Origin of the sequence: Natronorubrum halophilum (assembly GCF_003670115.1) — an archaeon.
Taxonomy (GTDB): domain Archaea; phylum Halobacteriota; class Halobacteria; order Halobacteriales; family Natrialbaceae; genus Natronorubrum; species Natronorubrum halophilum.
The window spans coordinates 407541-434048 of the sequence record NZ_QQTY01000004.1; the positions used below are offsets into that span (position 1 = coordinate 407541).

The window sequence follows — 26508 nt, forward strand, 5'->3', positions numbered from 1 at the left end:
GCGTTTATTCGCATGGCCGTCGTAGCTCGCGTATGATTTCGCGCGTTCTCGTTCCGATGGACGGCTCGGAGATGAGCGAACAGGCACTCGAGTACGCTCTCGAAGTCTACCCCGACGCCGAGATAACCGTCCTGTGCGTCGTCGGCGAACCGTCGTCGATGTGGGGGGCGGCCACGGGCATGGCACTCGCCGACGATCTCGGGGAAGTGACAGCAGAACACGCACAGCCGACGTTCGACCGCGCACGCGAACTCGCCGCCGACGCCGGTAGAGACGCGGACCTCGAGACCGTCGCGGAACTTGGCCACCCCGTTCGGGCGATCATCAACCGCGCCGACGACTACGATACCGTCGTCGTCGGCAGTCACGGAGGGACGGTCGCCGACCGCCTGTTCATCGGCAACGTCGCGGAGAAGGTCGTTCGTCGATCACCGGTCCCGGTGGTGGTCGTTCGATAACCGAGACCGTACTGAAATCGCAACGCATCGCGAAGCGACGCAAAGCGCTCGGCCTGTTCGATCTGTAGCCGATCGAAGTCGTTGAAAACGATAGCACTGCAGCCCTCCGACGCGACCGTAATCGATACCGATCAGTTGTCGTCAGTGCGTTCCGTCTCCTCTTCGTCCTCGTCGGCAGATCTCTCGAGCAACTCCTCGATTTCGTCCTCGCGAGGACGACGGTCGATGCGCTCGTCGACGGCTTTGACCTCCGCTTGCATCTCCTCGAGTTGTTCTCCGACGGTTCGCTCGACGGCCTCTTCGACGGTCTCGCCGACCGTCTTCTCGACCGTCTCGCTGACGCTCTCCTCGACCGTCTCCCCAACTTTCTCCTCTACCGTCTCGCTGACGCTCTCCTCGACCGTTTCTCCAACTTTCTCCTCTACCGTCTCGCTGACACTCTCCTCGACCGTTTCTCCAACTTTCTCCTCTACCGTCTCGCCGACGCTCTTCTCGACCGTTTCTCCAACTTTCTCCTCTACCGTCTCGCTGACACTCTCCTCGACGGTCTCGCCGACGCTCTTCTCGACCGTTTCGCCCACGCTTTCTTCGACCGTCTCGCTGACGCTCTCCTCGACCGACTCCTGGACGGCCCTAGTCATCCAGTCGGGGTCGAAGCGCGCCATCTTCCAGACGACGTGGATGACGTACGAGGCGAACACCCCCACTCCGAACGCGATTCCGACGTTCGTGCCGAGAACCATGATTAGCACGATCGAGAGGGCGATCAACGCCCCGTAGGCGAGGTCCACGGCCGCATCGACCCGGACCGGACTCAGCATAGCCGATCGCCACCGTCACGGACGAGTCGGAGGGGTTCCACGCGTTCGTCGACGAGATCGATCCCGACGCGGCGGGGAGGCGATCCAGTTCGCCCCCGATGGTCTCTCGAGTCGAATTTCCGGTCGAAGTACATGATACTGTATTCCATGCGATGACTGTTGAAGTTCTTTAGGATCGAGCGTCTCCGTGAACCGCCTCGAGGTACTCGGCCCGTCCGGTTCGTCGACCGTCGCTCGGGGGACGGTTCCGACGATAGCGGCGACTGATTCGGACCGGCGACGCAGTCGGCCGGCTACTCGAGCGATTCGAGGTCGAAACTGACGCGGACCGGCAGGGTATCGGTTTCGTTCGGAAGACGCTCCACCGCCTGTAGTTGACGCCCGCGGCCGAAAATGGGCGCGTTTTTAGGGACGGAACGTGTTGGATCTGGTGTGACAGAAGTACTGCTTATCGTGGGGCTCATCGTTGCAGTCTTCGTCGGCTACAATATCGGTGGTGCGACGACGGGACCGGCGTTCGGTCCTGCCGTCGGAGCCAACGTAATTACGAAACTGATGGCGGCCGGACTGATGTCGATTTTCTTCTTCGTTGGCGCGATCACGATCGGCCCGGAGGTCGTCACGACCCTGGGAGGCGAACTCGTGAACACGACCGATATATTCACCCTCCGATCGAACGTCGCCGTCCTCTTTTTCATCGGCGGCGCGCTGTTCGTCGGTAACTACTTCGGCGTCCCCGCCTCGACGTCGATGACCGCGGTCGGTGCGATCGCCGCCCTCGGCCTCGCGACCGGAGAACTCGACGTCGCGGTCTTAGGCGAGATCGTCATCTGGTGGGTCGTCGCCCCGATCATCGGGTTCTGGGTGGCCGGCGTCATCGGTCGTTACTTCTATCCGCGCATCAACGCGTGGATCGCGATCGAGGGGAACCGGGAGGGGCGGCAGATGATCACCGTCGATCGATCGGGACCGGTTCCGCGACTCCAGTTCGGGGAGAACGCGGATCGCCGAGAGATCACCGGTGCCTTCGTGGTCGTCGGAATCGGCTGTCTGATGGCCTTTTCCTCGGGAACGAGCAACATCGCGAACGCGATCGCCCCGATCTACGGCACCGGAGACGTCGACATGATCCCGCTCGTCCTGATCGGTTCGGCGGCCGTCTCGGTTGGCTGTTTCACGATCGCCCGCCGGACCCTCGACACGCTCGGGAACGACATCACGAACCTCCCGCTGACGGCAGCGATCGTCGTCGCGGTCATCAGTTCGACGATCGTGATCGGCCTCTCGTCCATCGGCATCCCCGCGAGTTTCGTCGTCATCGCGACGATGTCCATTATCGGCCTCGGCTGGGGTCGGGCGACCCGGACGACGACGCTCTCGGACGTCCGAAAGGGCGAGGAGACGCGGGTTTCCGTGGGGGCGCTCACCGCCGAGGAGGAAGGCGAACGGGCCCCGGGTATCGGCGAAGAAAAGCCGGAGGATATCCCGAGAGCGTCGGATCTCTTTAATCCCTCGACCACGGCTCGAGTGATCATCATGCAAAACGTCGTGCCGCTCATCTCGACGGTCGGGGCGTTCCTCACCTTCCGATTCGTGCCGATCTTCGGCTTTTGACCGGCTAAATCTCACGAGCGGTTTTCGTGCAAATGCGATTCAGGACCACGGTGTGTGACACGACGACGAATGCGGCAAACGATTCGAGACTTGTAAAGTGCGGTGTAACTTTTCGTTTTCTTTGCCGTTTTTCGACTCATCGTTCAACGAATAGTGACGTTCTTTGCTCCTAATGTTACAATTCCGAGTGAAAGACAATTTAGGACTGAACAGCAAGCTATACCAGTGCGGGACTCGAATCGGCGATTGATGCCCACGGTAGAATACCTCAACTACGAAGTGCTGGACGACCACGGCTGGGAGATGGATGACGACGACCTCTTCGATGAGGCCGCAGACGCTGGCCTCGACGAAGAGGACTACGGTACCCTCGACGTTGCCGAGGGTGAATATATCCTCGAGGCAGCCGAGGCGCAGGGCTACGACTGGCCCTTCTCCTGCCGGGCAGGTGCCTGTGCAAACTGTGCGGCCATCGTCTTCGAGGGTGAAATCGACATGGACATGCAGCAGATCCTCTCCGACGAGGAAGTCGAGGAGAAGAACGTCCGACTGACCTGCATCGGCTCCGCCGAGACCGACGAGGTCAAGATCGTTTACAACGCGAAACACCTCGACTACCTGCAGAACCGCGTCATTTAAATCGTCGCTCGCGCGACGCCCCTTCGGGCGTTGCGTTCTCGTTCGTCGAATCGCCGTATACGCGACGAGCAGCGGCTGTACTCGAGTGCGCGTCACGTCGGATCGCGTCGCCGCCGCCTGCGTCGGTGACGGTCAAACGCGGCGTGGTGCTCGCGACGGTGACGATGCCGCACGATCGCGGCCATGGAAGACAACCCTCTTACTCGCTTACCGAACCAGCTCAGCGAACTGGCGACGTCTCTCGACTGCAACGTGGACGTCGATTGGAGAACCGGAAACTGGAGAGCGGTCTGGATCGGGTTCGCCGTCGCGATCGTCGTCGCCGACGACGTACCCCGGATCGAGGAGACGTCCGGGACCTGACCGTTCGCGGACGGATACGCACCGCGGCGATAACCGCGTGACCGGTCGTTCACGGACCGAGCGCGGACGGTAGCGTGGGATCGTGGGAGTAAAGAAATATTTCTCGTCGCCGTGTGCGAGAAATAGTAACCTAATCGGATCAGTGGAACCGGTCCCCGCCGACGGTTCTACATCGCGCGTTCGCGGGCCGGCCCGGTCGCCACGTTCGGCGGTCGTACCACGGACGTGCGAACGGGGCGCTGGGCTCGGTCGGTTCGGAGAGCGACGGCTTCGCGCCGCAGGCATCGAATCGGCCGTACCGTCCCGTACGCGACCGACATTCCGCGGCTCGCTCGAGTCGCCGGAGTTAGTCGCGGTCGATTCGATCCGGCCACGTGCCGCACTCGCGCGCGTCCAACCGGTCGTCGGTCATCGAGATCCACCGCACCTCGTTCCAGCTCAGCCGGTAGTGACAGGTCTCCGGTTTCAGCTGCTCCCAGTAGATGGTCTGCATCGACGGGACGTCCCCGTCGGCCGGCGTTATCGGCAGCTCCTCGCCCTCCGGTTCGGCCTCCTGTTGCATCGCCTCCAGCGTGGATTGTGGCGACAGCGAGCTGTGGTTCCAGACCATTCCGGAGACGACGAGCAGTCCGACAACGGCGACGACGGCGACGATCGCTACCCGACGGTGGCTCGTTCGAGCCGCGTCGCCGCCGCGACGGTCCGTCGTCGACCGCCACGACACCGCGCGCTCGACGGCGATAGCCACGCCGAACGCGACGAAGGCGAGCCAGAGGAGCGCGTCCGTCGCACCGTCCATGTCGACGAACAGGACCTGCAGGCCGAGGATCAAGCCGCCCGCCGGAACCCACCACCGCGATCGGTCGCGGACGACCGCGTCCGCCCAGCCGTAGACCGCCACCGGGATGAGCACCGATGCGTACCCGAACACGAGCAGTATCGAGTAGACGCGCTCCGCCAATGTGTACGGCGACCCTGCGACGAGCGGCGCGAGGATCGTCTGTACGATCATGGGAACGAGTGCGCCCGCGGCCGCGAATACGAGGACGACCGCCCCGGTCACGACGCCACCTCCCGCGATCGCCGAGAGCGCGCCCCTTCCGCCGGCTCGCTGGTAGGCCATTCCGACGATCAGCGGCGCGAACGCGCCGCCCGATTGCCACGAACCGGCGGCCAGCGCCGCGGCGACCCCGGCGAGGAACGGCCGGTCGCGGAGGGCGAGCGCGAGCGCCGCGACGCCGAAGAACAGCGCGTAGAACTGCGCTCGAACCCCTTGCATGGGGAGGATGAAGAGCGCCGGGAGGACGAACATCGAGAGGCCGGCGGCGATCGCGGCGATATCTTCGCCGGTGAGGAGGCGCGCCACCCATCCGACGAGCAGGACGCTCGCGGCGGCGACGGTCACCGTGAGCGCCACGCTGAGGGCGTGTAGAACGAACATATCGCCGCCCGAGACGGCGGCGAGAGCGGCCGTGATCCCGAACGGTACGGGCGGGTTCACGTCCCAGACGTCGACGTACGGAACGCCGCCCTGGAGGACGTACCAGCCCGTGTGCTGGAAGAACGCCGGATCGGTCACCATCGGCGGGTCCTCGACGCGATAGATGGCGAAGCCGACGACGAACATGAGCACGACGATCGGGCCGAGGACGACGAGCCAATCGGAGCGACGGCCGACGCGTGAACGCACGGCCATTTCAGATCCGCTTCGAGATCGTCTTCGCGACGGCGAGAGCGCCCTGGTCCCACGCGACGCGGTGGTCGAGTCCGGTCTCGTCGTCGACCTCGTCGACCTCGTAGTTCTCGAGATACCACTCGTACGTCTCCACGAGCGCCTCCCGGTTGGAGTACTCGGGCTCCCACCCGAGGCGTTTCAGCTTCTCGACGGAGACGTAGGAATCCTCGTGGGCCGTCTCGTAGACCCACGGGTACAGCGGCGAGAGGTTCAGTCGGTCCAGGACGCGAAGGACCGCGACCGTGAGGAAGGCGGGCGTTCCGATCGTGCGCTTGCCCGTCCCCGCGTAATCGATGGGAGCCTGAAAGTCCTCTCTCATCGTGGCGAACTCGTCGGCGCCGACGTTGAACGTATCGTTCACCTCGTCCTCGTCCCCGGTGAGCATCAGTTCGATGGCGGAGACGAGATCGCGGACGTGCAACAGCTGGTACCGGTTGTTCCCCCGCCCGACCAGCGGGACGTTCGCACCGTCTTCGATCCAGTCGAACAGCACCTGGAACACGCCGAGTCGCTGCGGACCGACGAACGTCTTGGGACGGAGAACGGGAACGCACAGGCCCATGCGGCGGAAGTCCCGACAGATCTTCTCGGCCTGAATCTTGGCCCGTCCGTAAGGACCGACGCCGTCCAAGGGCGAGTCCTCGGTGATGGGATGTTCGTCGTGGGTCCCGTAAACCGACGTGGAGGAGACGTAACAAACCCGCTCGACGTCGCGGTCCGTCGCCGCCCAGAGCACGTTTCGCGTCCCGTCGATGGTCGTCTCCCGAATGCGGTCTGCGTCCCACAGGGGGAGCGCCGCCGCTGCGTGAACCACGGACGTAGCGCCGCTCTCCTCGAGCGCGTCGGTCACGGACGTCTCGCTCCGGACGTCACCCTCGACGAAGTCGATGTCGTCGGTGTCGTCCGCCGCGTCGAAGGGCTTGAGGTCGAACGCAGTGACGTCCCACCCGCGGTCGCGGAAGTACTGACACGTGTGGAGACCGAGAAATCCGGTTCCGCCCGTAACGAGAACCGAACCGTTCGAGTCGTCGCCGGTGCGCGCACCATCGCTCATCGTGGTATCGACTCCTCGAGACGACGAGTAAATAGTGTATCGCCGGCTAACAGTCGTATACCGAGTCAAATTTCCGCGTATTCGGCGAAACGAGAGCATTACCGCGGCGAACGATCGCCTGACTCGAGCGACCGCTCGTCGTGGTTCCCGCGGGTTCGTCCCGCGGTGAAACGGCGGTTTTCGCCTCACTTTTCAACCGACAGACCCATACTCGTTCCGTCATTTTCGCGCGAGCTAGTCGTCTCCGCGCCTCTCAACGGAGATATCTGCCGGTTCGCTCGGTGAACCGGATCACAGGTATGGAACACGAACCGCCGTTCAAATCACGGTTATCGCGTCGCGGTCTTTCGATCGCTCGGCTTGAATCGAGCAGTCCACGGCGTCGGGAGCCGACGCTGCCGTTCTGACGACCGTTTTCTCGTTAGCTCGATATTGAGGTGCGTAACAGAGTGACAAGTAAGCCGCGTCTTTTTGCCGTCCTGTGTTCGAGAGACACCGATCGATGGCGGAAGTATACGCCGACCGAAGCCGGGTCGTGGTGGCCGTCTCCGGCCTGATCAAGGAGATACGCCCCTGGCAGTGGTACAAACAGAGCATTCTGCTCCTGGGGTTCGTGTTCTCCGAGAGCCTGTTCGATCCGGTGGCCGTTACGAACGTCTCTCTCGGCGTTGTCGCCTTCTGTGCCATCACGGGCGCGACGTACATCGGCAACGACATCGCCGACATCGAGGAAGATCGTAACCATCCGCGAAAGAAACACCGCCCCATCGCCAGCGGACAGGTTTCGATCCCCGTCGCGGTGATGTTCGGAGCGCTGCTCTTCGTCGGCGGACTCGCCCTCTCCTGGTATCTGGGTCCGCTGTTCGTGCTGATCGTCCTCGCGTACCTCGCTCAGAACGCGTTTTACTCCGTGTTCCTGAAACAGATCGTCATCGTCGACGCGATGGTCATCGCCATCGGGTTCGTGCTGCGAGCCGTCGCGGGCGTCGTCGCCATCGACGTCTACCTGAGTCCCTGGCTCGTCGTCTGTACGTTCCTCGGGGCGCTACTGCTGGCGTTCGGCAAGCGTCGCCACGAGATGATAGTCAGCGACGATCCGTCCTCGTCGCGCTCAATACTCGCCGAGTACACCGAGGAGATTCTCGACCAGTTTCTCGTCGTCGTCCTGGCGGCGCTTCTCGTCTCCTACTCGCTCTACACGGTCTTCGGCAGCGGACCGTGGATGATGTCCACGCTTCCGTTCGCCTTCTTCGCGGCCTTCCGATACCACTACCTCGCCTACACGCGGGATCTGGGCGGCGACCCGAAGTTCCTCTTCGCCGACCGTCCGTTCTTCATCAACCTCGTCGTCTGGGGCGTTCTGGTCGTCGGAGTTCTTTACGAGGTCCCGCTTTACCTCCTCGGAGCGATCGCGTGATTTCCGCCGTTCCCCCACCGAACACACCATGACGCGCCGATACGATCTTCAGGTTCACACGGACGCCTCGCCCTGCTCGAGCGCGCCGCCCGAGCGCGTCGCCGCGGCAGCGGTCGACGCCGGACTCGACGGCATTGCCGTCACCGACCACGATACGCTCGCGAACGTCGACGCCGTTCGGGACGCCGCGCCCGAGGGCCTCGAGGTGATCGCCGCGGTAGAGGTGACGACGACCGAGGGACACCTCCTGGCGCTCGACGTCTCGAAGGCCCCGCCGCGGACCGACCCGCTGACGGCGATCGATCACGTCCACGACCAGGGGGGCGTCGCCGTCCTCTCGCACCCGTTCGACACGCTCCGGCAGTACTACGAGACGGACCTCGACGCCCTCGCCGACGCCGTCGACGGCGTCGAAGCGGTGAACTCCCGCTGCGTCCGCCGCCGATACAACGAGCGCGCCGCGGCGTTCGCGAGCGCCCGCGGTCTGCCGACGACCGGCGGGAGCGACGCCCACTTCCCGATGGAAGTCGGCCGCGCGTACACCAGCGTCGAGGGCGACGGATCGCTCGCGGACGCCGTGCGGGACGGCCGCGTGCGGCCGGGCGGCCGCGGCCGGTACCTCTCCGGTCACGTCGCGACGAAGCTCCACCGGTTTCGAACCGCCTCCGGTCGCACCGCCGCGAACCTCGTCTCGAGGAGGCTTCCGTAACGATGAGCGGTGAGACCGGCGATATCGGAGGGAACGTCGTCGACCGCTGTCGGCGAGTCGTTCAAACCCACGGAGTCTGGCTGACGGCGCTGCTCTCGGTCGTCGTCTTCTTCGGTCTCGTCGCCTACGCCGACGTCGGAGCCGTGACGAGCGCTCTCGCCGCCGTAGACCCGGTGACGTTCGGAGCCGTCATCGGTCTGACGACCGTCGGCTACGGCTTCCGGTTCGCCAAGTGGCACTACTACCTCCGGTACCTCGGCGTCGACGTCCCGCTCGAGGCGAGCGCGATCACCTTCTTCAGCGGCCTGATGATGGTCGTCACGCCGGGCAAGGCCGGCGAGGTCTGGAAGGCATGGTTCCTCCGCGACGAACGCGGCGTCCCCGCGAGCGAGACCGCCTCCGTCGTCGGCGCCGAGCGCATCACGGACCTCGTCGCGCTGAGCGCGATGGCCGCGCTCGGAGTGCTGGTCTACAGCCGATCGTCGGTTCCGATCGTCGCCCTCGTCGTCGCCCTCGCGGCCGGGATCGGGTTGCTCCAGTGGCGGCGGGCCTGTCTGACGATCCTCGAGCGCCTCGAGTCGGTCCCGGTCGTCGGCGACTACGCGGCCGACGTGGAGCGGTTCTACGAGAGCACGTACCGCCTGTTTCGGTTCCGTCCGCTGGTCGTCTCGACGCTGCTCAGCCTCGCGGCGTGGGGGTTAGAGGGGATCGCCTTCTGGCTGGTGCTCGACGGATTCGGCACCGAAACAGGCGTCGTGATCGGTCTGTTCGTCTTCGGCTTCGGGTCGGTCATCGGCGCGGTGTCGATGCTACCCGGCGGACTCGCGGCGACGGAGGCGTCGATGGTCGGCGTACTGGTCGCGCTCGGCTACTCCGAGGCCGTCGCGGCCGCCGCCACGATCGCGATCCGCGTGGGGACGCTGTGGTACGCTGCGGCCCTCGGAACGGCGGTATTCCTCGCGTACAAGGCGACTCGCTGAGCGAGCCGCGTCCCGACGAGCGGATCGGTCGCCCGCGAGGGCCCGAACCGCTGCACGGACGGTCCCCGACGAGCGATCAGGCTCGAGTCGGCGTCGGTGACGTCGGCGTGTTCGTGAGATAGCTGACGAGGACGATGAGCGCGCACGCGACCGGTGCCGCGACGATCACCGCGTCCAGTCCGTAGGGGCTTCCGAGCGCCGTGTCCCAGGTGATCGCGAGCACGGCGCCAGCGACCATCCCGGTGAGGCCGCCGATCTTGGTCAGGCGCTTGCGCATCAGAAAAATCGCCAGCAACGGCGGCGTGATCGCGGCACCGTAGGCCGTGTACGAGTACATCTGGACCTCGAGGATGGTCGGGAAGTACTGTCCGAGAACGAACGCGAAGACGCCGAGCACGACGACGAACGCCCGCGTCAACCAGAAAACCCGCTCGTCGGACGCGTCGGGATTGATGAACCCCTTGTACAGGTCCTGAGAGAGGTTCGTACAGGCCGACAACAGGTACGAGCTTCCGGTCGTGATGATGAACGCCGCGGCGGCGGCCAGCAGGATGCCCCCGACCCACGTCGGAAGCACGGTGGTCGTCGCGATCAGTGCCATTCCCGGATCGAGTTCGGGGAACATCGCCCGCGAAGCGAACGCGATCAGCGGGACCAGCGTCATCGTCGCGACGGCGCCGACGAACCAGGCAATGAGTCCGACGTTCGTTCCCTCGTCCGTTTCGCCGGCGATGATACGCTGGTACATGTTTTGGTCGGCGAGGATCAACAGCAACGGGGGCGCCCAGAGCCCGAAGAACTCGAAGAGGGAGAGGTCGCCGAGCGCGTCGAGGTGGGTCGCGGGGACGTTCGCGGTGATCCCCGACCAGCCGCCGGCCTCGAGAACCACGAACGGAACCGCGATCACGAGACCCAGGAGCATCAGGAAGGCGCTGATCGCGTCCGTGTACGCGACCGACATGAGTCCGCCCATCGCCGCGAGTGCGATGATGATTCCCGTCCCGATGATCGTCCCCTGCGTGACCGAGATTCCGGTCGTGACGTTCAGCACGAAGCCGAGCCCGATGAACTGGTAGGAGACGATCCCCACGTATGCGAACGCGATGACGAGCAAACTGATGATTCGGCCCTCTCGACCCAACTCCTCTTCGATCAGTTCGGGGATCGTCAGCTTGTCGAACTGCCTGATACGCGGTGCGAGCGCCTTGAGAGCGGTGATGCCGATGAGAGACGCCGTCCCGAAGAGGATCGCGGGCCACAGGCCGTTGTCGTACGCGACCGAGTTCGCGCCGCCGGTCACCGTTCCGGACCCCATCCACGTCGCCAGCAGCGTTCCGGCGATGATGGCCGCGCCGAGGCTTCGGCCGGCGACCATGAAATCTTCCGCGGTCTTCGTCTTTCCGTACGCCCAGACGCCGACGCCGAGCATCACGGCGAGATACCCGGCGACGATGTACAGCAGTGTCACGTCGCTTTGAACCGCCATACTATGAGAATTGAAGACGCGTGTGATAAAATCACCTCTAAGCACACTTAAATTACAATAAATTAACTATTTGGTGAGACGTACAAGGGTCGGGTTCGGTTTTAAGATACCGACGAAGCTACTGGTATCCGATGACAGATCTCGCGATCACCGAGCCAGAATACCGCGAACGTAAACGGACGTTGCTGGAGCGAGCCGAAGCGGACGGATACGACGGTCTCGTTCTGTTCGGTTCGCTGAACATCCACTACGCGAGCGGAATGTACCACTTGCCGACTGAACGGCCGGTCGCACTCGGTATCGCCGACGAGCGAGTCGAGGCGGTCGTTCCTCGCCTGGAGCGAGAGCACGCCGCCCGAGACGACTTCCTGATCGACGGCGTGACGTCGTACTTCGAGTACCCGCAGGACGAGCCGATGGAGTCGGTCGCCGAGATGTGCGGTCGACTCGGAATCGCAGACGGCGCTATCGCGGTCGATTCCGACGGCAGCCCGGCGCGGAACGGGTACACCGGGCCGGCGCTCTCGTCGGTCGTCGCCGCGGACGTTGGCGTCGAATCGTACGTCACGGAACTGCGAGAGACGAAGAGCGACAGCGAGATCGAACTCGTTCGGGAGGCGAGCGTCTGGGCCAATCTCGGTCATCGGCTCCTGCAAGAGCGGATCGAGGTCGGGCGTCGCCCCATCGAGGTCCGGGCGGAAGTCGAAGCCGAGGCGGTAAAGACGATGCTCGACGCGCTCGGCGACCGGTACGAGATGCGCTCGTGGGCGAACCCGATGCAGTGTCTGTTCACGGCGGGCGACGTGACCGCGCTTCCGCACAGCATGGATCAGACGACGAGGATCGAACGCGGCGACAACGTCGTCACCATCGTCAAACCGACCGTCGGCGGCTACACGACTGAGCTCGAGCGGACGATGTTCGTCGGAGAGGTGAGCGACGACCAACGGACGTACTTCGAGATCATGCGGGAATCGCAGGAGATCGCGATCGACGCGATCGGACCGGGCGTCGAGTACGCCGCGGTCGAGGAAGCCGTCGTCGACTACTACGAGGAACAGGGGGTCGTCGAGTACACCCAACACCACGTCGGCCATAACATCGGTCTGGAGGGACACGAACGCCCGTTTCTCGACGTCGCCTCCGAGGGCACGATCCGGCCGGGCGAACTGTTCACCGTCGAACCGGGGTTCTACGTCCCCGGACTGGGCGGCTTTCGCCACTCGGACACCGTGGCGGTGACCGAAGACGGGACGGAGACGCTGACGTATTATCCTCGCGACCTCGAGCGCCTGATCGTTTGAGGACGCGTCGACGCAGGCGTTCTCGAGCCTCGAGGGGCGATTTCCGTCTACTTCTGTGATCAATCACCTTCATTCAACCATTTGGTTAAATATGAGCGCGTCGTAGACTCCACCGACGGATCGAACGGCCCTTCGACGAGTCCGACCGGCCGGCTGAACCGGTAGCGCGTCGCTCGGACGGACCGGTTCGACCCGTCAGCCGCCCGTTCGAAGACTGATGATCGATGGCGAACGAGACGATCAACAGATCCGCGATCGGACCCGACTCGGCCGATTCGATCGCGCGGTGAACGTTCGTCTCGTCCGAACGCGTTCGCGAGGTGGGATCGCCTCCCAGGCGCGAGCGTCCGACCGCGGTACTCGGCACGAGCGGTAGCGAATTACGGAACTCGGGACGTGAGTCCATATGACCGCACAAATAACCAACAACATACGGAGGAACATCGGTAACTTGCGATCGAGGAGTCGGATCGTCAACTATTCGCTGTGGATCGTGCAGACAGCGCTCGCGCTCATCTTCCTGATCGCGGGAGTCGCGAAATTCGCCACGCCGATGGAGATGATGACGGCACAACTGCCGATCGCGCTGCCGGGGGCGTTCATCCTGTTCATCGGCGCCGCCGAGATACTCGGTGCGATCGGATTGCTCCTCCCCGGACTCCTGCACGTCCGGGAGGAACTGACGCCGCTGGCCGCTGCGGGATTGGTGAGTATCATGGTCGGAGCCACGGCGCTCACGCTCATCGACGGCGGTATCGTGTTGGCGCTGATTCCGTTGGCGGTGGGCCTTCTCGCAGCGTTCGTCGCGTACGGCCGCTGGCACTACCTGTCGCCGTAGGCGGCGGACGCGATCGGCCGGCGAAAAACGCTCGTTTTCGAGTGACGGTCCGCCCGCTTCGACGGCGAGGATCGGTCGAGTTAGTCCGCGAACGTCGGCGAAGACACGCTTCTTCTCACGGAACGCCGGATCGGTAGCGAGCTCTCGACCGATTACGCCGACGGATCGGCCGTCAACCCCCGAGCGAGCGTCGCGATGAGCAACTCCTGGACCTGCTCGTAGTAGTCGTCTCTGTACTCTTCGTAATCCTCCCTGTGGAGGGCCAGCAACTCGATCGTTCCGACCATTCCGAGAATCGTCACCGGATCGCGTTCCGCGAGCAACCCGTCGCTGCGCTCTTGAAAGAACTCGATGTACGGAACGATTTCGCCGATGCCCTCCTGTTCGATCTCCGCGAGTCGCTCCGGTGGAACGGTATCGCGAAACATTCGGTAGTCGTCCTCGCGGAACAGCTGTTGGACGAGCGGGTTGTTTTCGACGAACGCCTTGTAGCACCAGCACAACCGTTCGAACCCCTCACGCGGGTCCTCGACGCCGTCGAGTTCGGCCTCGAGGCTCTCGGTGAACTCGTCGACCTCGTGTCGCATGATCTCGAGGTAGAGTTCGGCTTTCGAGTCGAAAAACAGGTAAAACGTACTTTTAGCGATTCCGACTGGGTCGGTGATATCCGCGACGTTCGTCTTCTTCAAGCCGAACGTGAGGACTTTCTCGCGTCCAACCGCCAGGAGTTCTTCCCGGATTCGATCCCGTTCCTCGTCACTGAAGCCGTGCATGGCGGTCGTTGGCGTCGAAACTTGATAACTAACTCGGTCATTAGTCACGGACTCATGACCGCAAAACGTATCTATTCATGGAGTCAAGAGAGGATATGGCAGTCATCGAAGTGGCCGATCTGACGAAGGACTACGGGAGCGTCCTCGGTGCCGATTCCCTCTCGTTCACCGTCGAGGCGGGCGAGGTGTTCGGCTTTTTGGGGCCGAACGGAGCCGGGAAGACGACGACGATCCGCACGCTGCTCGGACTGCTCTCGCCCACCTCGGGAACGGCGACCGTGCTCGGGGCCGACGTTCGCGACGAAGCCGCGCTGCTCGAGGAGAAACGTCGGATCGGGTACCTACCCGCCCACCTCGGGTTCAACGAGGAGGTGACCGGCGAGCGAATTCTCGACTATCACGCCTCGATCAAGGGCGACAGCCGTCGGGACGAGCTCCTCGAGATCTTCACGCCGCCCGTCGAGCGGCCGATCCGCGAGTACTCGACCGGGAACGAGCGGATGATCGGGATCGTTCAGGCGTTCATGCACGATCCGGATCTCGTCATCATGGACGAGCCGACGTCGGGGCTCGACCCGCTCAAACAGGAGGCGTTCAACGAGTTCATCCGAGAGGAACGCGAGCGCGGAACGACGATTTTCTTCTCATCGCACGTGTTGAGCGAGGTTCGGCGCATCTGCGACCGCGTCGGCATCCTCCGCGAGGGACGGCTCGTCGGCCTCGAGGACGTCGAAACGCTGCTCGATCAGGGCGGCAAACGCGTTCGCGTCCAGACGGTCGACGGGGCCAGTTCGGGGCTGACGTCCCTCGACGGCGTCATCGACGTGAGCACGTTCGCCGAGGGCGTTCAGTTCATCTACACCGGTGACTACAACACGCTGCTCAGCGAGCTCGCGTCCTACGACGTTCGCGAGGTGGAGATCAGCGAACCGCCGCTCGAGGACGTCTTCATGCACTACTACGGAACGAACGGTTCCGAAACGGCCGGCCGAGAGGTGACGTCCGATGTTTGAAACCGCCCGGTACGAAGCGAGCCGTCGCGTTCGCGGAACGGCGATTCTGACGGTCGCACTGAGCCTCTACGTGGCGTTTATCGTCTGGTACTTCACCGTACTGGAGGGCGTCGACTACGACCAGATGCTCGAGTCGATGCCGCCCGCGATGATGGACGCGTTCGGCATCGAGACGATGGCGACGATCGAGGGCTTCCTCGGGTCGCAGATCTACAATTTCGTGTGGCTGCTCGGTCTGGGACTGTACTTCGCGTACGCGGGCGGCGGGCTCATCTCGAAGGATATCGAACGGGAGCGAATGGATCTATTGATCTCGTTTCCGGTCTCTCGATCGCGGCTGCTCGTCGAGAAGGTCGCCTCGTTACTGCTCCCGCTCGTCGCGCTCAACGTCGTCATCGGCGTCGTCACCTATGTGCTGGTGGTGGCGATCGGCGAGACGATCGATCCGATGCACCTCGCGTTAGCGCACCTGCTGTCGATTCCGTACCTGCTCGTCTGCGTGGCGATCGGCGTGGTGTTCTCGGTCGTCGTCGATCGAGCCGCCATCGCGGAACGAGCAGCCGTCGGCGTCGTCTTCGTGCTCTTTCTCGTCGAGTCGGTCGTCGGCGGCGCGAACGATTTCGAGTGGATCCAGTACGTCAGCCCGACGCACTACTACGAGCCGACGCCGATCCTCATCGACGGCTCGTACGAACTCGCCGACAGCGGGATCCTGCTTGTGCTGTTCGTGGCCCTGCTGCTCGTCGGTCAGTTCCTCTTCCGACGACGGGACATCTGAGTCGCCCCGTTCGCTCTCCTCGTACCCGTTTCGGCGACGACCGCGACACCTCACGGATCCGAAACAATAACGACGCCGCACCCGAGAGAAGGTCGTGTGACACTCGCTGGCGCGTCGGCAACGACTCCGGACCTCATTCGGCTCGTTGCCGTCCCCGTTTTCGCCTGGGTTGCGGTTCGCGACATCAAGACCAGACGGGTCTCGAGTACCGTCTGGATCCCGCTATCGATGCTGGGTGCCGTCTTGCTCGTCTGGGACGGCTGGATCGCCTGGACCGCCGATAGCTACGCCTGGAGCCACGAGTTCCTCGTTCCGACAGCGGTGAGCCTCGGCTTCGTCGTCCCCATCGCGTACCTGTTCTGGTGGTTCGGCGGCTTCGGCGGTGCCGACGCGAAGGCGTTGCTCGTCCTGGCTCTGCTGTTTCCGACCGCCCCACAGTATACGGTCGGCTCGTGGACGATTCCGTGGGCGATGACCGACGCCGAGACGTTCTCGTCGTTTTCGTTTACGATTCTGACGAACGCCGTCGTTATCGGCATCGCCATTCCGGTCGTCCTCGCGCTCCGTAACGCCGCTTCCGGCCGGTTCACGTCGGTGATGGTCATCGGCTGGCCCGTCTCGTGGGACCGAATCCCCGAGTTGCACGGGCGACTCCTCGAGACGCCCGAGGGCCGCTCTCGCGGCGGCCTCGATCTCGACGCCCTCCGAATGTATCTGCGCTGGCGCGATCTCGGGCTGGCCGACGTTCGAGCGGCCCCGGACCGGTACCGCGATCCGGCGACCCTGCCCGACGAGCCGAACCCGCCGACCGACGGTGCCGTCACCGCGGCGGTTCGCAGCGACGGCGGGACGGCGCTCGAGGGCGAGCCCTCGAGCGACGAGACGACGAGAGAGACAACTGCCGAGACGTCAAGCGAGACCGACTTCGAGACGACTGCCGATTCCGATCCCGAATACGATGATCCGTGGGGTGCGGACGCGTTCCTGGCGGATATCGAGGGCACGGCCTACGGCACCACGTCCGCGGAGCTTCGGGAAGGACTCGAGGTGCTCGTCGACAAGGAAACGGTCTGGATCTCGCCGGGAACGCCGTTTCTCGTGCCGGTGTTCCTCGGCCTGGTGATCGCGTTCGTCTACGGCGACCTGCTCGTCGGGACGCTCATCTAACTCCGGCTTCTCGGAGGCGTGCGGTTTGGTTTCGCCACCGGACGCCGCGTCAGGAGACGAAGACCCGGTCGCGGTGATACGCTTCGGCGTACTCGACGAAGTTTCGAAGGATTCGGAGACCGATCGGCCCGCTCTTTTCGGGATGGAACTGCGTTCCCATCACGTTTCCAGCCTCGTTCGTGGCAACGGCAGCGAAGTCGAACCCGTACGCACAGGACGCGACGGTGTGGGCGTCGACGGCCGACCCGTAGGAGTGAACGAAATACACGTACTCCCCGTCGTCGACGCCCGCGACGATCGGGTGGTCCCGTTCGATCGCGAGCTGGTTCCAACCCATGTGTGGCACTTTGACCTCGGTGCTCGGGAGACGCTCGACTCGTCCCGAAATGAGATCGAGCCCCGCGATCGTCTCGCCATCCGGGACGCCCTCGGTGCTCTCGGTGAACATGAGTTGAAACCCCACACAGATTCCGAGAACGGGCGTATCCTCGGCCGCCTCGACGAGAACGTCGTGAAACGGTCTGGAGTTGCGAACGCACTCTCCGAACGCGCCCACGCCGGGAAGAACGAGCGCCTCGGCGGCGGCGATCTGCGCTGGATCGTCAGAGACCTCGACCGTCGCGTCGGCCTGTTCGAGTCCGCGCCGAAGACTCCGGAGATTTCCGACCCCGTAGTCGATGATCGTTACCTTCACGACTGGAGTTCGAAGCCGATTCACAAATGGTTACTCCTCCGCACCGGCCTCGTACCGAACGGGTTGCAATCTGCGGCCGTCCGTCGAGCACCGATGCTGAGCGGAGAGAACGGACTAGCTGTATAGAAACCGCTCGTACAACGGCACCAGCACCGTCCAGAACACGACGAACACCGCACCGGTTCCGATCAGCGCGAGCCACGGCTCCCCGCGACCGACCGGCGGCCCGCTCGAGAGGAGCGCGAGGGTTCCCACGAACAGCAGGAAACAGACGAAGACGCTTCCGAGCTCGAGAGCCGTGGCGACGGGATGAGCTCGAAACTGGGCGGCGAGGCCGGCGATCATATCCGAGGGTCACGCGCGAGTGGTAAAAGCGTCACGGCGGCTCGGCTGCCGGCGGAGCGAGTCGGCTGACGGTCGCGCGCTCACGTCCGCGATTCGATATCAGCGGCGATATCGTCGAGTTCGTCGTCCGCGAGGTCAGGCCGCTCGCCGGCGATAGCGTGGATGGGGCCGCCGCCGTCGCCTTCGAAGCGAGGAACGATGTGGCAGTGGACGTGGGGGACTTCCTGGCCGGCGTCCTCGCCGTTGTTGAACGCGACGGTCGTCGCGTCGGCGTCGACGCTCTCCTCGACGGCGGGGATCAGCCGGTGAATCGTCGCGTAAAGATCGGTAGCCGCGTCGTCGGGAACGTCGTTTAACCGCTCGTACTCGTCTTTCGGGATGACCAGCGTGTGACCGGGAGCCAGCGGGTTGGCGTCGAGGAACGCCAGCGTCGTCTCGTCTTCGTACACGATTCGTGCGGGGATCTCTCCCGCGGCGATCTGGCTGAAGATGGTGCTCATACCCGTGTCTGTGTCGGCCCACTGTAAGAAGTTTACCCGCGTGAACGAAAGAGTACCAGAATCGAACGGTTCCGATCGAGGAACGGCAGGTCCGGCGCGCAAAAACTGGGTTGAACTCTCAGTAACTCCGATAATTCGTCGAAAAGTGAATGCGACGATCGGTGGCGTTCAATACTCGCGTCCGTCTCGAGTCGAGTGCCCACCGAGGGCAGTTGTGTCGTACCGGCACCGAAACCATCACGTACCCACCTACCACCACCGCGGTCGATTTTTTGCCGACGGCCGGCTGAAACCGGCGGCGAGCGACGAACGCACTCGAGCGCTGTTACGCGCCATCGGCGACTCCACGGGATGGCACCGGGCCGTCTCTGATAGACAGCGCCGATCAGAGACGGTTACAGGAAACTCGTCGTCGAATCGGTCCGCCGGGTTTCGTTCTTTGTAACACTCTTCGCCGCCGGCACGCTGATCCTCTGAACGTCTCGAGAAGGGGTTTTCGGCACGGTGTCGATTCACACTGATCGTCACGACGCCGATTCACACTGATCACGTTCCACGGGCGAGGCGGGGAGAGCAGCGAACTATGCCGCCTCTGATACCAGTTCGTCCAGGGTCTCGCCGATCGCCTCCCGATACGTCGCCGGCTCGTAGCCGAGTCGGCCGATCCAGACGTCCTGATACGACGGATGCAGGATCGGAACGAGCCAGACGTCGAGGCGTTCACACCACAGCGGCTCGAGGGCGGCCTCGATGAATCCATCGATTTCGCGGTCTTCGGCGGCGAGAATCGTCTTCGTCGCGTGTTTTCCGGTCGCGAGAACGACGGTCGGTTCGATCGTCTCGAGTTCGGTTCGCAGGTGGGTTCGACAGTTCGCCCGCTCGTCGTCGGTCGGTTCGCGATTCGTCGTCGGATCCTCGGGATCGGCGGGGAAGCACTTCACCGCGTTCGTGTAGTACGCCTCGGTTCCGTAGCCGACCCGCTCGAGCAGTCGCCGAATGCGCCGTCCGGAGTGTCTCGAGGTGTAGGCCTTGCCGGTCCAGTTGCCGCCCCGCCAACGGTCGGCGTCCGGAACGCCGGCCCCGGGTGCCTCGCCGACGACGACGATCGTCGCGTCGAGCGGACCGGTTCCCCAGGAGATGCACTCGCGGCGTTCGGTGAGCGCCGGACAGCGCTCGCAGCCCGATTCGACGACGTTCCGTGTGGTCGGGAAGTCGGGGTCGCTCGTGGACGTCCCGCCGCCGTCAGCGGCGTTCGACTCGTGATCGTGGGGAGACGGAGACACACCGGAATAGTGGTGTCCGTGAAAGGTAGGCTTCTCGGATACGAGTCCCGCCGAGGGATAGATTTACCTTCGCCGAGTGGTTCCCCAGTGATAATGGGATCGGCTACCCCGGAAATACTCACAGAATTGCTTCCGCTGCTCGCCTATACGATCGTGGCTAGCGTCCTCACGGCGGGCGGCGTCGCTGCCGAATACGCGAGCTTCCAGCACCTCGGCTCCGGTGAAGCGATGGTCGGCGTCTGGCTCGCCGCGATCGGCTGTGTCATGCTCTATGCGGGCGTGTACGGCCTCGGATACCAGAAAGTGATCGCTCGAGTACTCGGAGTCGCTCAGTAACGACGAATCCGAACGGCAGCCAGTCGCTTATCCGATAGCTAACAACCGATCGAGCGGAGGCTGTCTCGGTTGGCATTCGATGGCACTATCGGATCGGAGGAGCCGCGGCGACGCTTACAGGACCGATTCCCCTTTAATCACGGAGTGAGTGTGCTCTCATATGAGCAGGTTCGCCGAGGTCGACGACCAGTACGACCCCGCAGAACTCGAGCAGCGGGTGTTCGACTACTGGGACGACGTCGATGCCTACGAGCAGACGGTCGAGCACCGCGAGGACGGTGAATCGTACTTCTTCGTCGACGGCCCACCGTACACGTCGGGATCGGCGCACATGGGAACCACCTGGAACAAGTCCCTCAAGGACGTCTACCTGCGCTTCCTGCGGATGCAGGGGTACGACGTCACCGATCGACCGGGCTACGACATGCACGGGCTTCCGATCGAGACCCGCGTCGAGGAACGCCTCGGCTTCGAGAACAAGAAGGACATCGAGGAGTTCGGCGAGGAGAACTTCATCCAGGAGTGCAAGGACTACGCTGACGAGCAACTCGAGGGACTCCAGGACGACTTCAAGTCCTTCGGCGTCTGGATGGACTGGGACGACCCCTACCGGACGGTCAGTCCCGAGTACATGGAGGCCGCCTGGTGGGGCTTCTCGAAGGCCGCCGATCGCGGCCTCGTCGAGAAGGGGCACCGATCGATCTCCCAGTGTCCGCGGTGTGAGACCGCCATCGCGAACAACGAAGTCGAGTACGAGGACGTCGAGGATCCGTCGATCTACGTCAAGTTCGATCTCGTCGATCGCGAAGGCTCGGTCGTCATCTGGACGACGACGCCCTGGACCATCCCCGCAAACACGTTCACGGCCGTCGATCCCGAGGGCGACTACGTCGGGGTTCGCGCGGAGAAGGACGGGGAGGAGGAACTGCTGTACCTCGCCGAGGCGAAACACGAGGAAGTCCTCAAGGAAGGTCGCTACGAGGAGTACGAGGTCGTCGAAGAGCTCACCGGCGAGGAACTGATCGGCTGGTCGTACGAACACCCGCTCGCCGAGGAGGTCCCGAACCGCGTCGACGCCGAAGGCGTCTTCGAGGTCTACGCCGCCGACTACGTCGACACCCACGGCGACGGCACTGGGCTCGTCCACTCCGCACCCGGCCACGGTGAGGTCGACTTCGAGCGCGGTCGCGAACTCGGCTTCCCCATCTTCTGTCCCGTCGGCGGCGACGGCGTCTACACCGCGGAGGCCGGCAAGTACGAGGGCCAGTTCGTCAAGGAGGCCGATCCGGAGATCACGGCCGATCTCGAGGACAACGGCGCGCTCCTCGCGTCGGGCACCGTCCACCACAGTTACGGCCACTGTTGGCGGTGTGATACGGGCATCCTCCAGATCGTCACCGACCAGTGGTTCATCACGATCACGGACGTCAAAGACGAGTTGCTCGACAACATCGAGGACAGCGAGTGGCACCCCGAGTGGGCCCGGGATAATCGCTTCCGGGACTTCGTCGAGGAGGCACCCGACTGGAACGTCTCGCGACAGCGTTACTGGGGCATTCCGCTGCCGGTCTGGACTCCGGAAGATCGGGACGACGACGAGGATCGAATCGTCATCAGCGACCGCGAGGAACTCGCCGAGCGCGTCGATCAGGATATCGATCCCGAGGACGTCGACCTCCACAAGGACACCGTCGACGATCTGACGATCACCGACGGGGACACCACCTACACCCGCGTCCCCGACGTGTTCGACGTCTGGCTCGACTCCTCCGTCGCGTCGTGGGGCACCCTCGACTTCCCCTCGGACGACAGCCGCTTCGACGAACTCTGGCCCGCGGACTTCATCCTCGAGGCCCACGACCAGACGCGGGGTTGGTTCTGGTCTCAGCTGGGAATGGGCACCGCCGCGATGGGCGAGAGCCCGTATCAGGAGGTCCTGATGCACGGCCACGCGCTGATGCCCGACGGTCGCGCGATGAGCAAGTCCAAGGACATCCTGATCGACCCCCACGAGGCCATCGACCGCCACGGCCGAGACGTCATGCGCATGTTCCTGCTGTCGAACAACCCGCAGGGCGACGACATGCGCTTTTCCTGGGACGGCATGCAGACGATGGAGAACCACCTCCGGACGCTGTGGAACGTCTTCCGGTTCCCGTTGCCGTACATGCGCTTGGACGGGTTCGAGCCGGGCGTTGCGACTCCGTCGCAACGAGACGAAGGCGGCGAAGCCGCCGAAGCGACGACGCTGGACGAGGTCGACGAGGACCTCGAACTGATCGACGAGTGGGTGCTCGCCCGCCTGCAGTCCACGAAGGACGAGATGACCGAGCATTTCGAGGAGTTCCGTCAGGACCGCGCGCTCGAGGCGCTCATCGAGTTCGTCGTCGAGGACGTCTCGCGGTTCTACGTGCAGGCGGTCCGCGAACGCATGTGGGCCGAGGAGGACAGCGGCTCGAAGCGAGCCGCCTACGCGACGATCTATCGCGTGCTCCGGGAGAGCGTCGCCCTGCTCGCGCCGTACGCACCCTTCATCAGCGAGGAGATCTACGGGACGCTGACCGACGACGACGGGTTCGACACCGTCCACATGGAGGACTGGCCCGAAGTCGACGACTACTGGCAGGACGAGCAACTCGAGGGGGACGTCGCCATCCTCCGTGCGATCGAGGAAGCCGGCGCGAACGCGCGCCAGCAGGCCGGCCGCAAACTGCGCTGGCCCGTTCCGCGCGTCGTCGTCGCCGCCGACGACCAGCGCGTGGTCGAGGCCGTCGAGCGTCACACGACGCTGCTCGAGGATCGACTCAACGCCCGCAGTATCGAACTCGTCTCGCCGGACGACCGGTGGGGCGAACTCGCGTACAGCGCCGAAGCGGACATGAGCGAACTCGGCCCGGCCTTCGGCGACCGCGCCGGACGGGTCATGAACGCGCTCAACGAGGCCCGAATCGAGGAGCCGAGCCTCGAGGCGATCGAGTCGGCCGTCGCGGACGTGCTCGAAGCGGGCGAAGAGATCACCGAGGAGATGGTCTCGTTCGTCACCCAGACGCCCGACGGCGTCGCGGGGACCGCCTTCGGTCTGAACGGCGACGACCGCGGCGTCGCCTACGTCGACGCCTCGCTGACCGACGACATCGAGAGCGAGGGCTACGCTCGCGAGGTCATCCGGCGGGTACAGGAGATGCGAAAGGACCTCGAACTCGACGTCGAGGAGCGGATCGCGCTGGATCTCTCGATCGACGACGACCGCGTCGCCTCGCTGGTCGAGGAACGGATGGATCTCATCCGCGAGGAGGTCCGTGCGGACGAGATCGGTGCCCTCGAGGTCGACAACGGCAACCGAAAGGAGTGGGAGGTCGAAGGCGTGACGATGGAGATCGCGATCGAGCCGTTGGCGGCCGCTGAAGCATCAGACTGACACCGTAACTCCCAGAGCGGGAGGCGAAGCCGACCGCGCTGGTCTTTTTTGGTCCAGGTTTTTCGAGGAGTGGTGAGGGAGTGAAGCGAGCGAACCCGACGAGAAAAAGGTGGATGCCGAGATCGCGATCGAGCCGTTGGCGGCCGCTGAGGCGTCGGACTCCAGTAGTTGACGGTACAAATTCGGTACTCAGAACCGATGTCCGAAACGCGGCCGCGACGGTGCGTACGCGTGCGTACCGAAGCGCAATACTCGAGGGCGATCGTAGTCGGTGCTCGAGGGCGGTTGTAGTGACAACAAGCGTCCTGCTACCGTGGCGACGGGGAATCGCCGCGTCCTCCCCAGCCGATTCGCTCACTCCGTTCTGCTCACGGGCGCTTCGCGCCCGTTCGCATGATATGCGGGACCGTCGGTCCCGCGCTGTTCGCTCATCCACAGGAAGACGTTTCGCGTCTTCCAAGCCGTCACTCGCTACCGCTCGCGACGACCTCGCACGGGTCTATCGGTCAGCCTCGCTATCGCTCGGCTGACCGACAGCGCGCGCCACCGCCCGGCGATTCCGCGAGACGGTGGTCCTCGAGGTCGTCGAGGGAACGGTCCGATCTGACGGACAGTATCGGTGCCACAAAAGTCATGCCCGTTGATTCACCAAAGAGAGGTAGTGAGCTTCCGGATCTCCGTTCTGGTCGTGGTGCTGTTGGTATCCGGTGCCGTTCCGGCCGGTGTCGCAGGTGGTGTCGACGCTTCGGCCGCGACCGGTCCCGATCTCGGCGGTGGCGAACCGTCAGTCACGACCGACGTACACGGCGATTCGAGCGCGACCATGGCCGATGCGGATGAAATCCTCCACCGGACGACCGAACTCCGCCACCTGCCCGACCGACCGGGCGAGTTCGAAGCCGAGATGACGTTCGAGGTCCCGGAGTCTGTGAGCAGGCTCGAGATCACCCTCGAGTCCGAGGCCGACGTGCGCTCCGTCGAGGGGTTCGAGGCGAACGGAGACGGAACGTACCGGTGGACCGAGGGGACCGACGAGCCGACGGTCCGGTTTACGATGCCGGCCGATCGGACGGGACCCGTCGGCTACCAGCACGACGGGGACGGCTACACGTTCGTCGATACCGGTGACTGGGGCGTCGTGCAGGTTCCCGGCGTCGGTCTCTCTTACCGAACGCCCGGATCGGTCACCCTGGGTATCGAGGAGACGGTCAGCGTAGCTGGTCCCGGTGCGGCCGGCACCGACGTGGCCTTTTTCGGCCGGGTGACCGAACACGAACGGACCGTCGACGGCGAGACCATCAGGCTGGTCGTCCCCGACGCCGCCGACCTGCGAGAACGGCCGGACGACATCCTCGAGAGCCTCGCGACCGCGAGCGGGCAGCTCGAGGTCGGCTCGAGCGACACCGAGGTGTTCGTCGTCGCCGTTCCGACCGACGTCGACTGGGGGCCGCGGGGCGTCCAGTACGGGCAGTCGGACGCGTGGGTCGTCGCCGACGCCCCTCTGGAGGAGGCGAGCAACGTCTGGCTCCACGAGTACGTCCACGTCAGGCAAGGGTTCGCCAATCCGAACGTCGGCACGACGACCGAGGTCGAGTGGCTCGTCGAGGCACAGGCCGACTACTACGCCGGGTTACTCGCCTACGAGCAGGGATTGATCCGCTTCAGCGAGTTCAGCCAACATCTAGAGCGTGGCGAGCGATCGCCCTACGCGGACGGCACGCTCGCGGACCCACGAAGCTGGGAGGACGAACGCACCGACTACGTGAAGGGCGCGCTGGTCGCCGGCGAACTGGACCGCCGGCTGCGGCTGGCGAGCGACGGCGATCGGACCCTCGCCGACGTGTTCCGGCAGCTGAACGCCCAACACGAGCGGGTGAGCGAGACCGACCTCCTGACGGCGCTCGAGGAGGCAGGTGGCGAGGCGGTGCGAGACGCCGCCGAGCGGTACACGCGAACCCCGGAAACCCCCGACGCGTGGAACCGCTTCGAACACGGGGCCGCCTTCGAGCTGTCGCGGGCGACCATCGCGTACGAACTCGGGTCGGCACCGATCGAGGTCGCGGACCGGCCCTGGGAGCGCTGGGACCGCGACGAACTGGACGGTGTCGGGGCTGGGAGCACGGCCGGTGACACGCGGACCGACCGAGGCGTGATGGCGGTGCCGGCCGGCGAAACCGTCGCCGTTCCGGTCGCGATCGATAACGTCGACGACCGGGCCGGAACCGCCGACGCGACGCTGCAGGTCGACGGCGGTATCGTCGACTACGAACGGCTGCGCCTCGAGGCCGGCGACGGCGCGACCGAGACGCTCTCGTGGACGCCGACGGAACCCGGCGTCTACGACGTCAGCATCGGTTCGGATCGACTGACGGTGTTCGTTCGATCGACCTCGAGCCTGACCGTGACCGAGCTACGGGTCGAACCGGACGGCGTCGATCCCGGCGAGTCGGTGACGGCGACCGCGACGGTGACGAACGACGGCACCTACCCCGCCGCCGGCCGCCTCGAGTTCCGGACTGCGGCGGAAACGGCTGCCGGACCGCCGATCGCGCTCGCTCCCGGCGAGGACGGGACGGTCGAGGCGAGGCTCGCGTTCGACGACGAGGGGCGCTACGAACTCACCGCCGGCGGTCAGTCGGTCACGGTCACCGTCGGGGGCCTCCTCGGAACCGTCGAGTCGATGCCCGGATTCGGCGTCGGGATCGTCGCGGCGGGACTGGTGCTCGCGACAGTGGTGCTCGGTCGGCGTCGCTGGCGCGAGCCGCCGGGACGGTAGCGACGAC

24 protein-coding genes are annotated in these 26508 nt (G+C 64.5%); 15 read left to right on the forward strand and 9 right to left on the reverse strand.

Features of this window, described 5'->3' with window-relative positions; translation table 11 throughout:
* The first annotated feature begins 32 nt into the window (after nucleotides 1–32).
* On the forward strand, nucleotides 33–458 hold the full coding sequence (locus tag DWB23_RS17450; RefSeq protein WP_121744049.1) for a universal stress protein: 426 nt from the start codon (nucleotides 33–35) through the stop codon (nucleotides 456–458).
* A 131-nt stretch (nucleotides 459–589) separates the two neighbouring features.
* Here DWB23_RS17450 and DWB23_RS17455 read toward each other — a convergent pair whose 3' ends face one another.
* The gene (locus DWB23_RS17455; RefSeq protein ID WP_121744050.1) at nucleotides 590–1279 is read right to left on the reverse strand and encodes a hypothetical protein; all 690 of its coding nucleotides are present in this window, start codon (nucleotides 1277–1279) and stop codon (nucleotides 590–592) included.
* A gap of 432 nt (nucleotides 1280–1711) precedes the next feature.
* Here DWB23_RS17455 and DWB23_RS17460 point away from each other — a divergent pair, with 432 nt between their 5' ends.
* The 3 genes from DWB23_RS17460 (at nucleotide 1712) to DWB23_RS17470 (ending at nucleotide 3895) form a co-directional block, all read left to right on the forward strand.
* Nucleotides 1712–2893, forward strand: a complete 1182-nt coding sequence (locus tag DWB23_RS17460; RefSeq protein WP_238717495.1) for an inorganic phosphate transporter — start codon at nucleotides 1712–1714, stop codon at nucleotides 2891–2893.
* 249 nt (nucleotides 2894–3142) lie between these two features.
* The gene (gene fer / locus DWB23_RS17465) at nucleotides 3143–3532 is read left to right on the forward strand and encodes a ferredoxin Fer (RefSeq protein ID WP_121744052.1); all 390 of its coding nucleotides are present in this window, start codon (nucleotides 3143–3145) and stop codon (nucleotides 3530–3532) included.
* 183 nt (nucleotides 3533–3715) lie between these two features.
* The gene (locus tag DWB23_RS17470) at nucleotides 3716–3895 is read left to right on the forward strand and encodes a hypothetical protein (protein WP_121744053.1); all 180 of its coding nucleotides are present in this window, start codon (nucleotides 3716–3718) and stop codon (nucleotides 3893–3895) included.
* A gap of 346 nt (nucleotides 3896–4241) precedes the next feature.
* On the opposite strand, the gene DWB23_RS17475 is transcribed toward DWB23_RS17470, so the two are convergent.
* Nucleotides 4242–5591, reverse strand: a complete 1350-nt coding sequence (locus DWB23_RS17475) for a DolP-mannose mannosyltransferase (RefSeq protein ID WP_121744054.1) — start codon at nucleotides 5589–5591, stop codon at nucleotides 4242–4244.
* A 1-nt stretch (nucleotide 5592) separates the two neighbouring features.
* Nucleotides 5593–6684: an NAD-dependent epimerase/dehydratase family protein gene (locus DWB23_RS17480; protein ID WP_121744055.1), complete on the reverse strand. Its 1092-nt coding sequence runs from the start codon at nucleotides 6682–6684 to the stop codon at nucleotides 5593–5595.
* Nucleotides 6685–7186: 502 nt separating this feature from the next.
* Between DWB23_RS17480 and DWB23_RS17485 the strand changes: the two genes are divergently transcribed.
* The 3 genes from DWB23_RS17485 to DWB23_RS17495 are packed head-to-tail and all read left to right on the forward strand — an operon-like array spanning nucleotide 7187 to nucleotide 9790.
* The gene (locus DWB23_RS17485) at nucleotides 7187–8101 is read left to right on the forward strand and encodes a decaprenyl-phosphate phosphoribosyltransferase (protein WP_121744056.1); all 915 of its coding nucleotides are present in this window, start codon (nucleotides 7187–7189) and stop codon (nucleotides 8099–8101) included.
* A 28-nt stretch (nucleotides 8102–8129) separates the two neighbouring features.
* On the forward strand, nucleotides 8130–8810 hold the full coding sequence (locus DWB23_RS17490; RefSeq protein ID WP_121744057.1) for a PHP domain-containing protein: 681 nt from the start codon (nucleotides 8130–8132) through the stop codon (nucleotides 8808–8810).
* Nucleotides 8811–8812: 2 nt separating this feature from the next.
* Complete coding sequence (locus tag DWB23_RS17495) at nucleotides 8813–9790, forward strand: lysylphosphatidylglycerol synthase transmembrane domain-containing protein (protein ID WP_121744058.1); 978 nt, start codon at nucleotides 8813–8815, stop codon at nucleotides 9788–9790.
* Nucleotides 9791–9866: 76 nt separating this feature from the next.
* On the opposite strand, the gene DWB23_RS17500 is transcribed toward DWB23_RS17495, so the two are convergent.
* Nucleotides 9867–11276 (reverse strand): sodium:solute symporter family protein, encoded by a 1410-nt coding sequence (locus DWB23_RS17500; RefSeq protein ID WP_121744059.1) that lies wholly within the window; start codon nucleotides 11274–11276, stop codon nucleotides 9867–9869.
* 131 nt (nucleotides 11277–11407) lie between these two features.
* Between DWB23_RS17500 and DWB23_RS17505 the strand changes: the two genes are divergently transcribed.
* Nucleotides 11408–12580 (forward strand): M24 family metallopeptidase, encoded by a 1173-nt coding sequence (locus tag DWB23_RS17505; RefSeq protein WP_121744060.1) that lies wholly within the window; start codon nucleotides 11408–11410, stop codon nucleotides 12578–12580.
* Between the two features lie 406 nt (nucleotides 12581–12986).
* Nucleotides 12987–13418 (forward strand): DoxX family protein, encoded by a 432-nt coding sequence (locus tag DWB23_RS17515; protein WP_121744062.1) that lies wholly within the window; start codon nucleotides 12987–12989, stop codon nucleotides 13416–13418.
* 152 nt (nucleotides 13419–13570) lie between these two features.
* Here DWB23_RS17515 and DWB23_RS17520 read toward each other — a convergent pair whose 3' ends face one another.
* Nucleotides 13571–14191 carry a TetR/AcrR family transcriptional regulator gene (locus tag DWB23_RS17520; RefSeq protein WP_121744063.1) on the reverse strand — a complete coding sequence of 207 codons (621 nt, stop codon included), beginning with the start codon at nucleotides 14189–14191 and terminating at the stop codon, nucleotides 13571–13573.
* Nucleotides 14192–14286: 95 nt separating this feature from the next.
* Between DWB23_RS17520 and DWB23_RS17525 the strand changes: the two genes are divergently transcribed.
* The 3 genes from DWB23_RS17525 (at nucleotide 14287) to DWB23_RS17535 (ending at nucleotide 17149) form a co-directional block, all read left to right on the forward strand.
* Complete coding sequence (locus DWB23_RS17525) at nucleotides 14287–15204, forward strand: ABC transporter ATP-binding protein (protein WP_121744064.1); 918 nt, start codon at nucleotides 14287–14289, stop codon at nucleotides 15202–15204.
* Complete coding sequence (locus tag DWB23_RS17530; protein WP_121744065.1) at nucleotides 15197–15982, forward strand: ABC transporter permease; 786 nt, start codon at nucleotides 15197–15199, stop codon at nucleotides 15980–15982. Before DWB23_RS17525 ends, DWB23_RS17530 begins: the two co-directional genes overlap by 8 nt.
* Nucleotides 15983–16078: 96 nt before the next feature.
* Nucleotides 16079–17149, forward strand: a complete 1071-nt coding sequence (locus DWB23_RS17535) for an A24 family peptidase C-terminal domain-containing protein (RefSeq protein ID WP_121744066.1) — start codon at nucleotides 16079–16081, stop codon at nucleotides 17147–17149.
* Between the two features lie 49 nt (nucleotides 17150–17198).
* Here the strand turns inward: DWB23_RS17535 and hisH are convergent, their stop codons facing one another.
* The 4 genes from hisH to DWB23_RS17555 all read right to left on the reverse strand — a co-directional run bounded on the left by hisH (nucleotide 17199) and on the right by DWB23_RS17555 (nucleotide 19971).
* Entirely contained in the window at nucleotides 17199–17843 is a 645-nt protein-coding gene (gene hisH, locus DWB23_RS17540; protein ID WP_121744067.1) for an imidazole glycerol phosphate synthase subunit HisH, read from the reverse strand.
* Nucleotides 17844–17957: 114 nt separating this feature from the next.
* Complete coding sequence (locus DWB23_RS17545) at nucleotides 17958–18188, reverse strand: hypothetical protein (RefSeq protein WP_121744068.1); 231 nt, start codon at nucleotides 18186–18188, stop codon at nucleotides 17958–17960.
* A gap of 80 nt (nucleotides 18189–18268) precedes the next feature.
* Nucleotides 18269–18688: an HIT family protein gene (locus DWB23_RS17550; RefSeq protein ID WP_121744069.1), complete on the reverse strand. Its 420-nt coding sequence runs from the start codon at nucleotides 18686–18688 to the stop codon at nucleotides 18269–18271.
* Between the two features lie 581 nt (nucleotides 18689–19269).
* A complete protein-coding gene (locus tag DWB23_RS17555; protein ID WP_121744070.1) occupies nucleotides 19270–19971 on the reverse strand; it encodes a uracil-DNA glycosylase in 702 nt (233 codons plus the stop codon).
* Between the two features lie 93 nt (nucleotides 19972–20064).
* Here DWB23_RS17555 and DWB23_RS17560 point away from each other — a divergent pair, with 93 nt between their 5' ends.
* The 3 genes from DWB23_RS17560 to DWB23_RS17570 all read left to right on the forward strand — a co-directional run bounded on the left by DWB23_RS17560 (nucleotide 20065) and on the right by DWB23_RS17570 (nucleotide 26501).
* Nucleotides 20065–20307: a hypothetical protein gene (locus tag DWB23_RS17560; protein ID WP_121744071.1), complete on the forward strand. Its 243-nt coding sequence runs from the start codon at nucleotides 20065–20067 to the stop codon at nucleotides 20305–20307.
* Between the two features lie 160 nt (nucleotides 20308–20467).
* Nucleotides 20468–23725, forward strand: coding sequence for an isoleucine--tRNA ligase (ileS, locus tag DWB23_RS17565; RefSeq protein ID WP_121744072.1), 3258 nt, complete (start codon nucleotides 20468–20470; stop codon nucleotides 23723–23725).
* A 661-nt stretch (nucleotides 23726–24386) separates the two neighbouring features.
* Nucleotides 24387–26501 (forward strand): M61 metallopeptidase family protein, encoded by a 2115-nt coding sequence (locus DWB23_RS17570; protein ID WP_121744073.1) that lies wholly within the window; start codon nucleotides 24387–24389, stop codon nucleotides 26499–26501.
* Nucleotides 26502–26508: the final 7 nt, after the last annotated feature.